Origin of the sequence: Lachnoanaerobaculum sp. Marseille-Q4761 (genome assembly GCF_017565785.1) — a bacterium.
GTDB lineage: Bacteria > Bacillota > Clostridia > Lachnospirales > Lachnospiraceae > Lachnoanaerobaculum.
In genome coordinates, this window is record NZ_JAGEKB010000001.1 from 28,405 (window position 1) to 45,730 (window position 17,326).

At 35.0% G+C, this 17,326-nt stretch carries 15 protein-coding genes; 3 read left to right on the forward strand and 12 right to left on the reverse strand.

What is annotated here, in order from left to right; translation table 11 throughout:
- Positions 1–39: 39 nt before the first annotated feature.
- From metA to J4O15_RS00195, 6 genes are all read right to left on the reverse strand, one after another.
- A complete protein-coding gene (gene metA / locus J4O15_RS00170; RefSeq protein ID WP_009219569.1) occupies positions 40–975 on the reverse strand; it encodes a homoserine O-acetyltransferase MetA in 936 nt (311 codons plus the stop codon).
- A 51-nt stretch (positions 976–1,026) separates the two neighbouring features.
- The gene (ligA, locus tag J4O15_RS00175) at positions 1,027–2,979 is read right to left on the reverse strand and encodes an NAD-dependent DNA ligase LigA (protein WP_208099264.1); all 1,953 of its coding nucleotides are present in this window, start codon (positions 2,977–2,979) and stop codon (positions 1,027–1,029) included.
- Positions 2,972–3,700: a pseudouridine synthase gene (locus J4O15_RS00180; protein WP_208099265.1), complete on the reverse strand. Its 729-nt coding sequence runs from the start codon at positions 3,698–3,700 to the stop codon at positions 2,972–2,974. Before J4O15_RS00180 ends, ligA begins: the two co-directional genes overlap by 8 nt.
- A complete protein-coding gene (gene lgt / locus J4O15_RS00185) occupies positions 3,687–4,544 on the reverse strand; it encodes a prolipoprotein diacylglyceryl transferase (protein WP_208100243.1) in 858 nt (285 codons plus the stop codon). The genes J4O15_RS00180 and lgt overlap by 14 nt, the downstream gene beginning before the upstream one ends.
- Before the next feature lie 334 nt (positions 4,545–4,878).
- Positions 4,879–5,421 (reverse strand): signal peptidase I, encoded by a 543-nt coding sequence (lepB, locus tag J4O15_RS00190; protein ID WP_208099266.1) that lies wholly within the window; start codon positions 5,419–5,421, stop codon positions 4,879–4,881.
- A gap of 21 nt (positions 5,422–5,442) precedes the next feature.
- Positions 5,443–5,643, reverse strand: a complete 201-nt coding sequence (locus tag J4O15_RS00195) for a type II toxin-antitoxin system RelB/DinJ family antitoxin (protein WP_208099267.1) — start codon at positions 5,641–5,643, stop codon at positions 5,443–5,445.
- A 333-nt stretch (positions 5,644–5,976) separates the two neighbouring features.
- Here J4O15_RS00195 and ychF point away from each other — a divergent pair, with 333 nt between their 5' ends.
- From ychF to J4O15_RS00210, 3 genes are all read left to right on the forward strand, one after another.
- Positions 5,977–7,074 (forward strand): redox-regulated ATPase YchF, encoded by a 1,098-nt coding sequence (ychF, locus tag J4O15_RS00200; protein ID WP_208099268.1) that lies wholly within the window; start codon positions 5,977–5,979, stop codon positions 7,072–7,074.
- Between the two features lie 151 nt (positions 7,075–7,225).
- Positions 7,226–7,708: a methyltransferase family protein gene (locus J4O15_RS00205; protein WP_208099269.1), complete on the forward strand. Its 483-nt coding sequence runs from the start codon at positions 7,226–7,228 to the stop codon at positions 7,706–7,708.
- Positions 7,709–8,158: 450 nt separating this feature from the next.
- A complete protein-coding gene (locus J4O15_RS00210) occupies positions 8,159–9,502 on the forward strand; it encodes an RNA-binding domain-containing protein (protein WP_009219558.1) in 1,344 nt (447 codons plus the stop codon).
- Positions 9,503–9,794: 292 nt separating this feature from the next.
- Here J4O15_RS00210 and J4O15_RS00215 read toward each other — a convergent pair whose 3' ends face one another.
- The 6 genes from J4O15_RS00215 to J4O15_RS00240 all read right to left on the reverse strand — a co-directional run bounded on the left by J4O15_RS00215 (position 9,795) and on the right by J4O15_RS00240 (position 17,105).
- Positions 9,795–11,237 carry an ABC transporter ATP-binding protein gene (locus J4O15_RS00215; protein ID WP_208099270.1) on the reverse strand — a complete coding sequence of 481 codons (1,443 nt, stop codon included), beginning with the start codon at positions 11,235–11,237 and terminating at the stop codon, positions 9,795–9,797.
- Positions 11,222–11,902 (reverse strand): energy-coupling factor transporter transmembrane component T family protein, encoded by a 681-nt coding sequence (locus J4O15_RS00220; protein ID WP_208099271.1) that lies wholly within the window; start codon positions 11,900–11,902, stop codon positions 11,222–11,224. The genes J4O15_RS00215 and J4O15_RS00220 overlap by 16 nt, the downstream gene beginning before the upstream one ends.
- Before the next feature lie 4 nt (positions 11,903–11,906).
- A complete protein-coding gene (locus tag J4O15_RS00225; RefSeq protein ID WP_208099272.1) occupies positions 11,907–12,506 on the reverse strand; it encodes an MptD family putative ECF transporter S component in 600 nt (199 codons plus the stop codon).
- Positions 12,507–12,635: 129 nt separating this feature from the next.
- Entirely contained in the window at positions 12,636–15,050 is a 2,415-nt protein-coding gene (leuS, locus tag J4O15_RS00230; RefSeq protein ID WP_208099273.1) for a leucine--tRNA ligase, read from the reverse strand.
- Between the two features lie 96 nt (positions 15,051–15,146).
- The gene (locus tag J4O15_RS00235; RefSeq protein WP_208099274.1) at positions 15,147–16,535 is read right to left on the reverse strand and encodes a glycine--tRNA ligase; all 1,389 of its coding nucleotides are present in this window, start codon (positions 16,533–16,535) and stop codon (positions 15,147–15,149) included.
- A 12-nt stretch (positions 16,536–16,547) separates the two neighbouring features.
- Entirely contained in the window at positions 16,548–17,105 is a 558-nt protein-coding gene (locus tag J4O15_RS00240) for a hypothetical protein (RefSeq protein WP_208099275.1), read from the reverse strand.
- Positions 17,106–17,326 lie beyond the last annotated feature (221 nt).

Genomic DNA, 17,326 nt, shown 5'->3' on the forward strand with positions numbered 1-17,326 from the left:
CCGTATTCAAAAGTTTTTGACTCTTGAATACCCTGAATATTATATAACCCAGTCAAAATTATTGGACAGCTCATATGGTGTATTTTGATATACATAGAAGTTGAGCCAATTACCATACAATGTATTTGAAAAATTTCTCCAGCTGAGTATCGGCCTTGAGAAAGGATCATTATCCATAAAGTAATTTTTCGGTAATGCAGGATTTAATCCCTTTGCCACATCTCTATGATATTCACCGCTAAGAGTCATCCTGTCATACTCCGGATGCCCCTGTATAAATACCTGTGAGCCGTTCCCATACTCATTTAAAACAAGCAGCACTCCGGCTTCATCGGACTTTGCCAAAACCTGCAGCTCAGGATGTTTTAGCACATCTTCAAGTCTTATTTCAGTATTTCTTGAATGAGGACAATTTATAAAATCATCCATACTTCTTACTAAAGGCACTTTTTTCTTTAGAATCTCATGATTAAACACACCTGAGAGTTTTTCATTTCTTTCATACTTTTGTATCCCAAAATGATAATAAAGTCCCGCCTGTGCAGCCCAACAAATATGCAGTGTTGAGGTTACATGAGATTTTGACCATTCCATTATTTCACAGAGTTCACTCCAGTAGTTTACTTCATCATATTCCATAAGTTCCACCGGTGCACCTGTTATAATCATTCCGTCATATTTATCTTCTTTTATATCGTCAAAAAATGTATAAAACTTGTTTAAATGACTCTGACTTGTATTCTTTGAATGATGGGTTTTCATCATCAAAAAAGAGCAATCCACCTGCAGCGGTGTATTTGACAATGCCCTAAGGATTTGTGTCTCTGTATCCTCCTTTATCGGCATCAGATTTAATATCAAAATCTGTAACGGACGGATATCCTGTGAAATAGCCCTATCCTCATCCATCACAAATATATTCTCAGATTCAAGAATTGCCTTTGCAGGTAATTCTTTTTGTATTTTTATCGGCATAATACCTCTCTTTCACCTGACAAAGGAGGAATCTTTGTCAGAAATTAAATTTTACTCTTCCAAAAGTTTCAGGAAATCTTCTTCAGATATTATTTCAACCCCAAGTTCCTTCGCCTTTTTGTTTTTGGAAGAATTTGATGTGGTATCATTGTTTATCAAAAAGTTTGTCTTACTTGATACACTTCCCGATACCTTTCCTCCATTCTTTTCTATAACTTCTTTCAATTCATTTCTATTGGAGAAATGTTCTACAGAGCCTGTTATTACAAATACTTTTCCGGCAAATATATCCTTTGTTTCGGATTCTTCTGTCTCAAATATCAACAGTTCTCTAAGGCTCTTTATATTTACTATATTCTTTTCATTACCGAAAAATTCTACAATGGAATTTGCCAAAACCTCGCCTATTCCCTCTATTTCAAGCAAATCATCCTTACTTGCATTTATAATCCTGTCAAGATCATTATCAAAATACCTCGCAATCATCTTTGCATTGGCACTTCCGATACCTGTTATGCCAAGAGAATATAAAAATCTTGCCATATTTGTATGTCTGGCTTCATCAATTGCGGCTATAAGCTTTTCATAGCTTCTTTTGCCAAAGCCTTCCATATTTATTATCTCATCCTTATATCTTGAAAGATTGAATAAATCACTGTCACTTTTTATAAATCCCTTTGAAAGGAACTTTTCAAGTGTGGACTCTGAAAGACCGTCTATATTCAAAGCATCTCTGGATGCCATAAGTGCATACTGCTTTATATGCTTTATCTGACAGTCGGGATTGGTACATAAAAGTACCTTTGAATCATTATCCTTTTTAACAGTGGTCTGACTGCCGCATGCCGGACATACATCAGGAATCTTTTCGGTATTTGACTTTGTAAAATTCTCATATACCTGAGGAATTATCATATTTGCCTTATACACAGATATTTCATCCCCGACACCAAGCATCAAATCCTCAAAAATACTTACATTGTGAAGACTTGCTCTTGACACAGTGGTACCCTCAAGTTCCACCGGCTCAAATACGGCTATCGGATTTATAAGCCCCGTTCTTGAAGGGCTCCACTCGATATATTTAAGTTTTGTATTTTGTCTTTCATCACTCCATTTAAATGCCATGGCATTTCTTGGGAATTTTGAAGTGCTGCCAAGTCTTTCACCAAGTGCAATATCATCGAGTAAAAGCACCAGCCCGTCGGATGGAATATCATTATCTACTATCTTGGATTCAAACTCAGCTATATCACTTTCGATATTTTTGCTGTCTGTAATCTTATATTCTACTACATCAAAGCCTTCATTTTTTACCCATTCAAACTGTTTTGCCTTGGAGTTTTCAAAATCTACATCCTCGGCTCTTACCACATTAAAAATATTGCAGTAAACCATCCTTGCCTTTGTAATAGCGGGATTGAGCTGTCTTACGGAACCTGAACAAAGATTTCTGGGATTTTTATACTTGGCATCGGCGTCTTCTATAGCATCATTTATCCTCTTAAAATCCGAGTACTTTATAAAAGCCTCTCCTCTGAGTATCAATTCCCCCTTAAACTCTATTTTTAGAGGTATATTTTTGAAATTCTTTGCATTATTTGTAATAACCTCTCCTATAGTACCGTTTCCTCTGGTAACCGCTTCCGCCAGTTCACCATTTCTGTAGGTAAGCACTATGGTAAGTCCGTCCATTTTCCATGAAAGCAATGCCTTATTGTCACTGAGCCAGCTTTTAAGATCTGCCACGCTCTTTGTTTTATCCAGTGAAAGCATAGGACTTTCATGGGCTTTTTTGGGCAGTTCTCCGGCTATCTCATAACCGACATTTTGCGTGGGAGAATTTGATAATACAACATTTGTCTCTTTTTCCAAAGCCAAAAGTTCGTCATAGAGTTTATCATATTCTATATTCGGCATTATCTCCACTGCATCTACATAATAGCTTTTTGCAGCCTTATTTAATATATCCACCAGCTCCCTGATTCTTTGCTTTTTATCCATTTTCCCTTATCCCAAGTTCCTTGTATAATTTCTTTATTTCTTCATCACTCAGATTTCGATAAGCACCTAGGGCAAGTCCGTCAAGTTTTATATTTACTATCCTTACCCTGTTAAGCTTTTGAACCTTCATTCCGCAGGCAAGACACATTCGTCTTATCTGCCTGTTAAGCCCCTGCGTCAAAACTATACTGAAGGTATTTTTATTCAGTTTTTTTACTTTACATTTTCTTGTCTTTGTCTTTAATTCATAAAGATATATACCGTTTGACATTTTATTTATAAAATCATCATCTATATCTTTATTTACCTTTATAATATATTCTTTTTCATGATAGTTTGCAGCTCTTAGAAGTGAGTTGGTAAGACTTCCCTGATTGGTCAAAAGCAATAATCCGCTTGAATCCTTATCAAGCCTGCCTACGGGATATATCCTCTCCTTCATTCCTATATAGTCCACTACATTTGTGGCACCGTCATTATCGGAAGTGGTGCATACTATTCCTTCCGGCTTATTAAAAGCTATTATTATAGGCTTTACCTTTTCTACATCCTTGCCGGTTGCAATATATCTACCGTCAAGGCTTACCAAATCTTCTTCACCTACCATGGCTCCAAGCTCTGCCACCTCACCGTTTATCATTACCCTGCCTGCCTCTATAGCTTTGTCAGCCTCTCTTCTGGAGCATACTCCGATACTTGCCAGGAATTTATTTAATCGCATTTTTTACTCTCTTTCTTCCAACTATTATACATACTGTAGAAACTATAAAACAAAGTCCCGCCAGTAGTTGTGATACCGCAATATCAGTGCCCGGCAAAAGCAGACTGTCCGTTCTAAGACTTTCTATTATCATTCTTCCAAGCCCGTATCCGCCAAGGTATATAAAAAATACCTCTCCGTCAAATTTCTTTCTCTTTCTGTACCATAACATAAAGGCAAGTACTGCCAGGTTCCAACAGCTCTCATAGAGGAATGTAGGATGAACTTGAATGTATCTTACCCCGTCAATCTCCATAGCATGACTTAGCACATCATCATTTAACATTCCGGCTCCCACTATATCAAGCTTATATCTCAATGCAAAAAGAGAATCGGTATATCCTCCGAATGCCTCGGCATTAAAAAAATTCCCCCATCTGCCTATAGCCTGCCCAAGTATAAGTCCAAGAACTCCTGTATCAGCCATTGAAAAAAATGACTGTTTTTTCACTTTACAATATACTGTCAATGTAATTACAGCAGCTATCACTCCTCCATATATTGCCAGTCCGCCGCCTCGCAAATTAAATATCTGCAACAAATCATCCTTATACATATCCCATTCAAATACTACATAGTAGATTCTTGCTCCTATTATTGACAGCACTATCGCATACATGGCAAAGTCAAGATAAAGATCAGGATTTTGTCCTCTTCTTTTTGCATCCGAACATGAAATATTTATTCCGGCAAGCATACCAAGCCCTATTATTATCCCGTAAAAGGCAATACTAAAGCCGAATACATCAATATGATTCACCAAATTTTTTATATAAATCCCTAAATGTGGAAATGAAGCATCCATCATAACCTCCAAAGTGTTTTTTATTTTCATAGTATAGCATATTAGAGGGGATATGGCACTGCGAAAATTAGTATAAAAATATACTAAAGAAAGCGGTACGATTTAAAGCTTTGAAAAAACACCCTATGCTTTTACATAGAGTGCCTGCTTTTAAATTTACTATTCAATTTTATGTGGTAATGCTGATATACTTATAAATCATTCTTGTTTTTATCCGATGTTCTTTTTAAGATTAAAAAAACAATAATCTTGATTTATCCCTGTTCTTTTTGACAATTCCTTTTATATATGAAGCACCTTTACCGGTTCAGTATATCAAAAAACTTCAGTATAATTATTTTAACATCTTAAATCCCGGAAAATATCTGAATATTACTTTTGCAATTATTTTTTCTTTGTATACATATGAATGAACCCATCTTCTGGAATCTTCGGATGAGTTCCGGTTATCACCTAAACAAAAATAGGCTCCCTCAGGAACTTCAAAATGCATATCTGCTTCCGGAATCATAGGCTCTTTTATATAATTTTCGTGAAGAGGAGTTTCGGAATTGTTCAAATACACTTCTCCGTTCTTAATATCCACAATATCTCCCGGCTCACCGATAATTCTTTTTACAAAGTACTTCTTCTCATTATCAGGAAACTTAAAGATTATAATATCTCCACGCTTTGGCTCATCAAAAAGATAAGTGAGTCTGGATCCGATAATTCTGTCACCTGTCATTATAGTATTCTCCATAGAAGGAGTCGGCACTCTTGAATTTGCTATAATAAAAAGATTTAAGACAGTTGCTATTACAGCAGCCGCAACCAGTACAGATGCCCAACTGAAAATTTCTTTTATTACATCAAATTTTAATTTTTTATTTATCATATTTTCCCCCAATATAAGTTTCTAATATTTGCTAAGGTCAATTTTGGTTTTTGTATTTGGAGCATTTCTCTTTATCTCAAACGGTATTCCGTCATAACTGACAGCACTTTTTAAAAACATCGTAATAGCTGAGGACATATTTAAACCTAAATCATTAAACAACTCTTCAGCTGATTGCTTCAATTCTGAATCTACTCTTATATTAATATTTGTTGTAGCCATATTCATTACCTCTTTATATAGTATAGTATTATGAATTTTTACATATGTCAATACATTGTAAATCATATATTCTTCAATGTGATGCATTATACTTCAATATAGCAAAACCATTTTAACATAAAATATTTTTGTGCTCTTAAAAAAGTTACCAAATCATCTTCATTTGCTCCATATGGCAATTTCATCCGATCATCCTTTCTGCAAAAGCTCACTGCTTTACTCTTTTAAATTATATACCTATATGTTAAAATATAACACATTAACCGTGATATTTATTCAGGTTTTATTGTGAATATATTTATTCAATACTAAAATATTTTAAAGAAGGTTTATATGAAACTAGGAATCGTTGGCTTGCCGAATGTGGGCAAGAGTACATTATTTAACTCATTGACAAAGGCAGGTGCTACTGCCGCAAACTATCCCTTTGCTACTATTGATCCGAATGTAGGTGTTGTTGCCGTTCCGGATGACAGATTGAAGGAACTTGGTAAATTATATAATACAAAAAAAGTGACACCGGCAATTATAGACTTTGTTGATATTGCAGGTCTTGTAAAGGGTGCCAGCAAGGGTGAAGGACTGGGAAATCAGTTTTTATCAAATATCCGTGAATGTGATGCCATCATTCATGTGGTAAGATGCTTTGATGATTCAAATATTATTCATGTAGAGGGAAGTGTTGATCCTATAAGGGATATCGAAACGATAAACTTGGAGCTTATCTTCTCCGATATTGAGATTTTGGAGAGAAGAATTGCAAAGACTAAAAAATCCGCAATGAATGATAAATCTTTAAAGCATGAGCTTGATATACTTATGGAACTTAAAGATATACTTGAAAATGACAATATGGCAAGCAGTTACACATCTTCTGATGAAGAGGATGTAGCATTTGTAAAATCACTTGGACTTATCACATATATGCCGGTTATCTTTGCCGCAAATGTAGCAGAGGATGATTTGGCTGATGACGGTGCTTCAAACGAATATGTGGCTAAAGTAAAGGAATATGCCGCAAAGTCAAATGCAAAGGTATTTGTTGTATGTGCAGCTATTGAGGAAGAGATTTCACAGCTTGATGATGATGAAAAAGCTGAATATCTTGATGCACTCGGCATATCTGTATCAGGACTTGACAAACTTATATCAGCCAGCTATGACCTTCTTGGGCTTTTAAGCTATCTTACAGCCGGTGAGGATGAGTGCAGAGCTTGGACTATAAAGAAGGGTACCAAGGCTCCGGGAGCGGCGGGAAAGATTCATTCAGACTTTGAGCGTGGTTTTATCAAAGCCGAGGTCATAAACTATCAGGATCTGCTTGACTGCGGTTCCACTACCGCCGCCAAGGATAAGGGACTTGTCCGCATAGAGGGCAAGGAGTATGTCGTACAGGATGGAGATGTTATACTATTTAGATTTAATGTGTAAATTTATGCAAATTGACTTATATAAATAATATTGATACAATTTATATAAGAAGAAGGTGTCTCGCTGCCTATAAAAGGTGAAGCATTAACGTAAGCAGAGAGGTTTTTGCCTCTCTCTTTTTTTGTAAAATTTATATAAAGGGAGGCTTGCATTGAAAAAAGAAACATTGCCTGTTTTTGGAGTCGGTCCTGTTTATGCCTTTAGCTGTTTGCTTTTAACTGTCTTTGGGCTTTTTCTAAAAAAGAAGGGACTGTTGAATAATGGAAATATTTCGGGCTTAGAGCTTATAGGAATGGTTATAGGGACAGTATTTATTTTGATTGGAATTTCAGTATGGGTACATGCAGTTATTATCCAAAGAATCAAAGATGAAATAAACAGTGGAAATCTGGTGACTTCAGGCATATATTCCATTGTCAGAAATCCTATTTATCTTGCAATACTATGTGTTTTTACAGGTGTAATTGTGAGTGAACATAATTTTTATCTCCTCCTGCTACCGATAGTATTTTATATCTTACTTACAATACTTATAAAAAATACTGAAGAAAAATGGTTGCTTGATAAATTCGGAGCCGACTATATCGAGTATTGTAAGCATGTAAACAGGGTTATACCTTGGTTTAGACATTAGAATATATTTATGTCACCAAAAGTGACGGAAAGCGAATATTATTGCATTTATGAATTTACTTATAAAGGCTTCTTTGTGAGTCACTGATGAGAACAATCGAGTTTCAATCACTCAATCATCTGCTAAATTTTCCAAATTTAAAAATTTCTTTAAAAAAGGATTATAATAATTTATAAATGTAATATGTATGAATAAAGATGATATAATCGCTGCATTAAAGAAAGCTCTTCTACATCTACTGATATTAAAAAGGCGATTAAATGTTTAATTGGTAATTATCTAATAAAAAATTCGGGATTCGATATTTTCCGATTCCAAGATTTTTTATACTTATTTTTACAATATTTACTTATTTCACATTATCATTTTAAAAAGCGACAATATAATGTCGGTTTATATTATATAAATGTCGCAAATGTGTTATTATGGTTATGTCGAAGGAGGATTACAATGAGTAAGTATATTGAATCAGAGACATTGGAATTAAAAGAGAAATACTCAGATACAATTACAAAAGAAATAGTGTCATTCCTTAATAGTTCCGGTGGAACCATTATTATTGGTGTAAAAGATAATGGTATTGTAGTAGGTGTAGAAAATATAGATGAAGTACTTAGAAAAATATCTGATATTATAACAAGTCAAATAGAACCAAATCCACAAGATGAGATTACATCTGAACTTAAGTTTGATGATGGCAAAACAATTATTGTGATTAATATAAATAAGGGACAAAGCCATGTTTATTGTAATAAAAAATACGGATTTTCTTCTTCCGGCTGTACTATAAGAATAGGTACAACCTGTAAAGAGATGACTCCTGAGCAAATTAAAATAAGATATGAGAAAAGATTTATAGATACTGAATACATGCTTAAGAAAAGATCGAATTCATCTGATTTGTCCTTTAAAGAGCTTAAAATATATTACTCTGAAAAAGGCTATCATTTAGAAGATAAATCTTTTGAGACAAATTTAAACTTAAAAAATGAACATGGAGAATATAATCTATTAGCAGAATTATTGGCAGATAATAATAATATACCTTTTATATTTGTAAAATTTAAAGGCACAAATAAAGCTTCAATATCTCAAAGAAGTGACTATGGATATGGTTGTATTTTAACCACTTATGATAAAATTAAAAACCGACTTCAAGCAGAGAATATATCTATATCGGATACTACAGTTAGACCTAGAAGAGATATCTTTTTATTTGATTATGATTGTGTTAATGAAGCTGTTTTAAATGCCCTTGTTCATAATGATTGGACTATAACAGAACCTCAAATTTCCATGTTTGAAGATAGAATCGAAATATTATCTCATGGTGGATTGCCTAGAGGAATGACAAAAAAGCAATTTTTTGATGGAATCAGTAAGCCCAGGAATACTACATTGATGAGAATTTTTTTAAATATGGGACTCACTGAACATACAGGACATGGCATTCCAACAATTGTAAATAGATATGGAGAGGAAGCTTTTGAAATCGAAGATAATTACATACGATGTACAATTTATTTTGAAAAACATGTACTTGATGAAATCGTCATTAAAAATGTCGGTTTGAATGTCGGTTTGAATGTCGGTTTGAATGTCGGTTTAAATAAAACTGAGAAGAAAGTGATACAACTCTTAATAGAGCTTCCAAGTCTAACATCAATTGAACTTGCAGAAAAAATTGGTGTAACAAAAAGAACCATAGAAAGGGCATTAAAATCCTTACAGGAAAAAAATATAATCGAAAGAATTGGATCAAAGCGTGATGGAAACTGGATTGTGATTAAATAATTCAAAGGGGCGTTGGGAAATAAGTAATTTTACTTCCCATACTCCATTGTTCTTCATTACTTTATTTTTATCAATCTCTTTATCAGAATCATATTTATATAAGCTTCATAGAAGCTAAAGTTCCGGCTCTGTTGACCTATTTCAAAAAAGTCGTTATAATAATTAACTGTAATAATAGTTACATTATAACATGTAACGGAGAAAGGTGGTTATCGTTAACCATCTTTTTTTGTAGCTGTCATTTCCCGACAGCCCCTTTAACAAAAATATCACCGTAAACCTTGTATCACTCTCACTTCTCTTTTTTAAAAAAATCCAATATCTTATCTTCATTTCCACGAATTATCATCTTCTTATTCCCATTTTTTGAGAGTAAATATGCTGTATTACAAACTTTAAATATCAGCTCAATATCATGTGTTATAAGAATAACCGGGATGCTCTTTATTTTTTCTCTAATAGCATCAGCAACAAGTTTCATTCTTCTGTAATCAAGCCCTGCTGTAGGTTCATCCAAAATAACAAGTTTAGAATTTTTAAGCAATGCTATAATAACTGCCAGCCTTTGTTTTTCTCCTCCTGATAAATCATGTGGATTTAACATTCTTTTATTCCATAAATCCATTTCAACCAGGTATCTTTTAACCTCCTCCAAATATTTTCTGTCTTTTATTTTATCTTTAGGAATCAATTCTTTTTCCACAGTTTCACAAAAAAACATATTACTGCAATTTTGCAGACTGATTGCTACATCGGATAGCCTCTCCTTTATGGAACGGCTGTATGAAGTATTTCCTTTTTTTAATGGGATAATACCTGAAAGCTGTTTTGCAAGTGTTGTCTTTCCTATCCCGTTATCACCTATTAAAGCCATACATTCTCCACTGTTCAGAGTAAAGTTAACCGGCTCCTTTAGACTGTATCCTTTATTACTTATATATACATCTTCAATCCTTATCATTTGATTATCACCAGGATATTCCATGACGGATTTTAAATTATTATTGTTAAAAGACCTGAGTTCATTTTTTTGTTCCAAATCTGATGTTAAATCTTCTGATGAGTAAATCCCCTCAATCTTTCCTTCTTTAAGCAGTATCATTCTGTCAATTAACTGAAATAAATATGACAGTCTATGCTCCACTATAATTATAGTTTTACCGCAATCCTTCAAATGTTTTAAAATTCTTCCAAGCTCATTTGTAGATGTATAATCCAAATTTGCCGAAGGCTCATCCAATAAAATGATCTCGCTGTCAAATACCAATGTGGAAGCTATGGCTACTTTTTGCTTTTGTCCTCCGGAAAGTTCTCTTACTTTTCTTGTTTTTAAATCAGAAATTCCTATTTCCTGTAGAGAATTTTGAACCTGTCTCCGTAGCAAATTTCGTTCCATTCCCATATTCTCGCCGATAAGAGCCACTTCATTTTCAACATCCTTTGAAAAAAACTGATCATTCGGATTTTGAAATACATTCCCTACATACTTTGCGATTTCTCCGGCTTTGTAGTCTGAAATACTCTTATCCAAAATACTTATTTGTCCTATTATATTCCCATCATATAATGCCGGAATCAATCCGTTTAACAGTCTTAATAAACTTGTCTTACCGCATCCTGACAATCCTGTAATAACAATAAATTCACCTTTATTTACAGAAAAAGTGATATCCTTTAGAATAGTTTCCTTACTATATGAAAACTTTTTTATATCAACATTTATAATTTTTGACATATCGTAATACCAAGTAATATAAGTCCGACTAAAATAACAGTATAATCTCTCCATGTGAAAGAGAGATCCTGATAAGAAGTCTTTTTACAATCATATTCAATTCCCTTTGTAATTAAAGCACATGATAAAGTTTCACCTGTTTCAAAGGCTTTGTAAATCATAGGAACAAGATAGACTTCCAAACTATGAATCGGTCTGAAAACAGTTATTTCAATATTCCTGGCTTTTAATCCCTCCCTTATTTCTGATAAATATTCTCGATATTCCGGAATAAAGCGAAAAAAGATAGCCACTCCGATACATAAAGAATTCGGTAAATGTACATTCCTTAAAGAGTATATCATTGTGGATGTGCTAAAATCAGACATTATGCCTGAGAGCGTCCATAAAGGAAACAGCTTAAGGACAATCAATACCATTGTATAGATTGCTCCAAACCATCCATACAAAAAGTATTCACTTGGAACTATATTTATTAAACCGAATAAAATAATATAAAAAGCAAACAGCTGAATTGATTTTCTTTTTTTTACAACAGCTGCCAAAAAGAAGCTGAAAATCAGCATTAGCCAATACACAGGCATTGTACAAAAAAACACAATGCTTGTATAGATTATCATAAGGATACCCACAGATATCGGTTTGATTTGTATTTCCGTCTTCATAATATTAAGATAGTATTCCCGCTCTGGTAATACTCTTATTAAAAAACTTATTATAGATATATTTGCCAAGCAATGTACCTAAAATTGAAGCTAAAAGCTCTATAAACAATATGATTACCATATTTTTAGGATTAAAGAAAATCCCTTTAACCATTTGAGCCTTTTCAACAGTAAACAGATTCGGGAAAGTTTTTACCAGTCCTTCCACACCTAAGAAAAGTATAAAAAAGAAACCGTGCAGTGCATAAATTACCTGTGAAACTACATATGATATAGCGATTCTGCCATTATTTATATAATTATCTTTACCCCCTATACATGCCTCTCCCAAAATACCGGCTACAAGCATAATCGGAAGCATAGGAATAAATCCCATAACAGCATAAATAATACCTGATAACAGATAATAAATGAATATTGTACCTCTTTTAGCAATTTTATGACACATAACAAAATAAACCGGAGCACATAGTAAACTTCCTATTGAAACATGTACAAAAATTCCATAAGTACCAAAGACCTGTGTTATCATTCCTGATAACAAGCTTACAACAAAACCCACCACTCCAAGCAAACTTACTACAATAATATCTTTTAATTTCATTTATTTCTCCCCCTTCTTCTAAAAGATATATTTTATAAATTAATGTTAGCACTGCCTAACTATACTGTCAAGAAATGATTTTTACAATACAAAAAGAAGCCGTCATTTCCCCGACGGCTTCTTTTAATTTTATCCAACCACTATATTTATAATCTTCTTTGGAACATAGATTTCTTTTCTTATTGTTCCTTCAAGCTTTCCGGCTTCGGCAAGTGCTTTCTTGCCTGCCTCTATAGCATCTTCCTTGCTTACATTGACATCAAGCTCAATAACCAGCTTTGTCTTACCGTTTATCTGCACGGGAACCTCTATGGTATCCACTTCCTTATGACTCTCATCAAATGTAGGCCACTCTGCATGGAATACCGATCCTTGTCCTCCAAGCTCTTCCCAAAGTTCCTCTCCGATATGCGGAGCAAATGGAGCAAGCAAAATAGTGAATGCTTTTAATGTTTCTTTATCCACACCGGTTTTCTTAGCAAGCTCGATAAGCTTATTATTGTACTCCATAAAGCCTGCTATAACAGTGTTTAAGCTGAATGCATTAAATCTTTGCTCAATATCCGAAATAAGATTTGCACGAACTCTTAAAAGTTCTCTGTCTGCCTCTACATTCTTATCCTTATTATCCATTACAAGCTTATAGAATTTATTTAAGAATCTGGCAACACCCTCAATACCTCTGTCATCCCAGTCGGCATCAAGCTCAGGCGGACCTACGAAAAGCTCATACATTCTAAGAGCATCACAGCCATAATCACGAACAAGATCATCAGGTGAAACCACATTTCCCTTACTCTTGCTCATCTTCTGTCCGTCACTACCGTTTATCATTCCCTGATTAAAAAGCTTGGTAAACGGCTCGTCAAATTCAACCACACCTATATCATTTAAGAACTTGGTGTAGAATCTTGAATAAAGAAGATGAAGTACGGCATGCTCAACACCGCCGATATACATATCTACAGGGAGGTATTTATTTGCCATTTCCTTACTTACAAGCTCATTATCATTATGAGGATCCACATATCTTAGGAAATACCAACTTGAGCCTGCCCACTGCGGCATTGTATTGGTCTCACGCTTTGCAGCAGCACCGCATACAGGACAAGTGGTGTTAACCCACTCATCAATAGCTGCAAGTGGTGACTCACCTGTTCCTGTAGGCTGATAGCTCTCCACCTCGGGAAGTTTTAACGGAAGCTCCTCCTCCGGTACAGGCACATTACCGCAATGCGGACAATGTATTATCGGAATAGGCTCACCCCAATAACGCTGTCTGGAGAACACCCAGTCACGAAGCTTATAGTTGGCAGTCTTCTTGCCATAGCCCTTCTCTTCTATCATCTGTGGTGCTTCAAGCTTTAACTTAGCACTCTCCATACCGCTCCAATCACCTGAATTTATCATAGTGCCTACAGCATCGGTATAGGCTTCAGTCATATTTTCGATTTCTTTACCGTCTTTTGCAATAACTTGAACTATAGGAAGATCAAATTTCTTTGCAAACTCAAAATCTCTGTCATCATGTGCAGGCACACACATAATAGCACCTGTACCATAGTCAGCCAAAACATAGTCGGAAAGCCAGATAGGAGTCTTTGCGCCGTTTAAAGGATTGATTGCATAAGAACCTGTAAATACACCTGTCTTCTTCTTTGACTGCATTCTGTCTACATTTGATTTCATAGAACTGTCAAAGATATACTTCTCCACAGATTCTCTTCGTTCATCAGTAGCAAGAGACTTTGCTAATTCATGTTCAGGTGAGAGTACCATAAATGTCGCACCGTAAAGTGTATCAGGTCTTGTGGTATAAACGACTATAGTATCATCTCTTCCGTCCACCTTAAAGTTTACCTCTGCACCATAGCTCTTGCCTATCCAGTCGGATTGCATCTTTTTAACTTTCTCAGGCCAATCAAGTTTATCAAGATCATTAAGAAGCCTGTCCGCATAAGCAGTTATCTTTAACATCCACTGACGAAGATTCTTCTTTGTAACGGCAGTTCCACATCTCTCACATTTGCCGTCTACTACCTCTTCATTGGCAAGACCTGTCTTACATGAAGGACACCAGTTAATCGGAAACTCCTTCTCATAGGCAAGACCTTTTTTAAACATCTGCACAAATATCCACTGTGTCCATTTATAGAATGCGGGATCCGTGGTATTTACCTCTCTGTCCCAATCATATATTGCGGCAATCTCATTTATCTGCCTTTTAATATTTGCCACATTTTCCGCTGTGGACTTTGCAGGATGAACACCCATCTTTATTGCATAATTTTCTGCCGGAAGACCGAATGCATCCCATCCCATAGGGTGGATCACATAATTACCTTTTAGCACTTGATATCTGCTCCATACATCAGATATTACATATCCTCTCCAATGTCCCACATGAAGTCCGGAACCTGAAGGATATGGAAACATATCCAAGCAATAGTACTTTGGCTTTTTTCCATCATCTACATTAATTGGATTTGCTTCCCAATTTTTCTTCCATTTCTTCTCTATTGCACTATGATTATACTGTGCCATAATATCTTCCTTTCGCTACCGGTTTAAAGTTGATTAGAGCTTCCCTCCACAAATATGAAGTTAAAGCTCTACTCAAAATAAGTTAAATTTTATAAATTAAAATCTGAATTTGTCCTCAAAGTAATTTTTAAGCTCCGCTATAGGTATTCTTACCTGCTCCATACTGTCCCTGTCTCTTACAGTTACTGCATTGTCATTCTCCGAATCAAAATCATAGGTAATACAGAATGGTGTACCTATTTCATCCTGTCTACGATATCTCTTTCCGATATTACCTCTGTCATCAAACTCTACATTATAATACTTTGATAATTCCTCTGATATCTTTAATGCACCCTCATTAAGCTTCTTTGAAAGAGGCAAGATACCGATTTTTACAGGTGCAAGTGCCGGATGGAAACGAAGAACGGTTCTTGACTCTCCGCCCTCTAAGATCTCCTCATCATATGCAGCACATAGGAATGCAAGTGTAACTCTGTCCGCACCAAGTGAAGGCTCTATAACATATGGTATATATCTCTCACTTGTTTCATCATCAAAATATGTAAGATCCTGTCCTGAAACCTCCTGATGACGATTTAAGTCATAATCTGTTCTGTCTGCAATTCCCCAAAGTTCTCCCCAGCCAAACGGGAATAAGAACTCTATATCTGTTGTAGCATTTGAATAAAAACTGAGTTCTTCCTTATCATGATCTCTAAGTCTCATTTGGTCTTCTCTTATACCCAAAGATGTAAGCCAATTTATACAATAGCTTCTCCAGTAGTCGAACCACTCAAGGTCTGTACCCGGCTTGCAGAAAAACTCAAGCTCCATCTGCTCAAATTCTCTGGTTCTGAAAGTAAAGTTACCGGGAGTAATCTCATTTCTAAATGATTTACCCACCTGACCTATACCAAACGGTACTTTCTTTCTTGAAGTTCTTTGTACATTTTTAAAGTTTACAAATATACCCTGTGCCGTCTCAGGTCTTAAATAAACCACATTTTTAGCATCCTCTGTTACACCCTGGAAAGTCTTAAACATAAGATTGAACTGGCGGATATCTGTAAAATTGTGCTTACCGCATGTCGGACATTCTATATTGTGTTCTTCAATATATTTTTTCATCTCTTCATTTGACCATGCATCCACACTGCCCTCTGTTATAATGCCGTTTTCATGCATATAATCTTCTATTATCTTATCCGCTCTGAATCTTTCATGACATTCCTTACAATCCATTAAAGGATCTGAAAAGCTTCCCAAATGCCCTGAAGCAATCCAAGTCTGCGGATTCATCAGGATAGCACAATCCACACCTACATTATATGGTGATTCCTTAATAAACTTCTGCCACCAAGCCGCTTTAACATTATTCTTTAATTCAACACCTAAGTTACCATAGTCCCATGTATTTGCAAGACCTCCGTATATCTCGGAGCCCGGATATACAAAACCTCTTGATTTTGCGAGAGCTATGATTTTCTCCATACTATATTCCATGAATTTCTCCTTTTACTTAAATATAATATAATTAAAGCCATCTACCTTGGCAGTATTATCATTAAATTCCATATTGTTTGATACAAAAGTGATTTTTCCCTCTGTATATACATCAGCCTTGCCATCTATTATAGCAATATAATCACCCTTTATTCCATCAGGTATTTCTATAGAATCCATTCTTGATATATCAATATCACTAAGCTTATATACTTCTACGGATTTTAAATCGAAACTGTTATCCTGTGTAAATTTTGCAAACTCTTCCATACACTCGAATGAACTATATGAAAATATCAGCTTTGCTATATTCTTTTTTATTCCGGCATTTTCCAGTTTTACCTGATTTTGGGCATTAAGCATATTGAAGTCTTCAACCTCGGTATTTGCGAAACTCTCAAGTTCCTCACTCTTTGCCTTTATGTCTATCTCTTCCACCAAAGCCGACTTTATAGTGCCGTCCTTAGCTAAAAATATAGAACTATGATCAGGATTATACGAATATGCTTTTCCACTACAACCGGACAAAAGCAATAGCATCACAATAGCTATCAGATATCCCTTTTTCATGAGCACTCCTCTTCTATATAAATTTAAAACCTCAAACCGAGGCATGTAACAAGTAAACTATGTCAAAATATATAAAACCTGTATCCGTCTTTTACATTAAGACACTGACAACAAGTATGCCACAAATACTGCTCATTTTCAAGGTAAGAGAGATTTTTTATTACCTATTATAGTAAAAAAATATCTTTGATTTCAATACATCTATAGTATAATATTTCTTT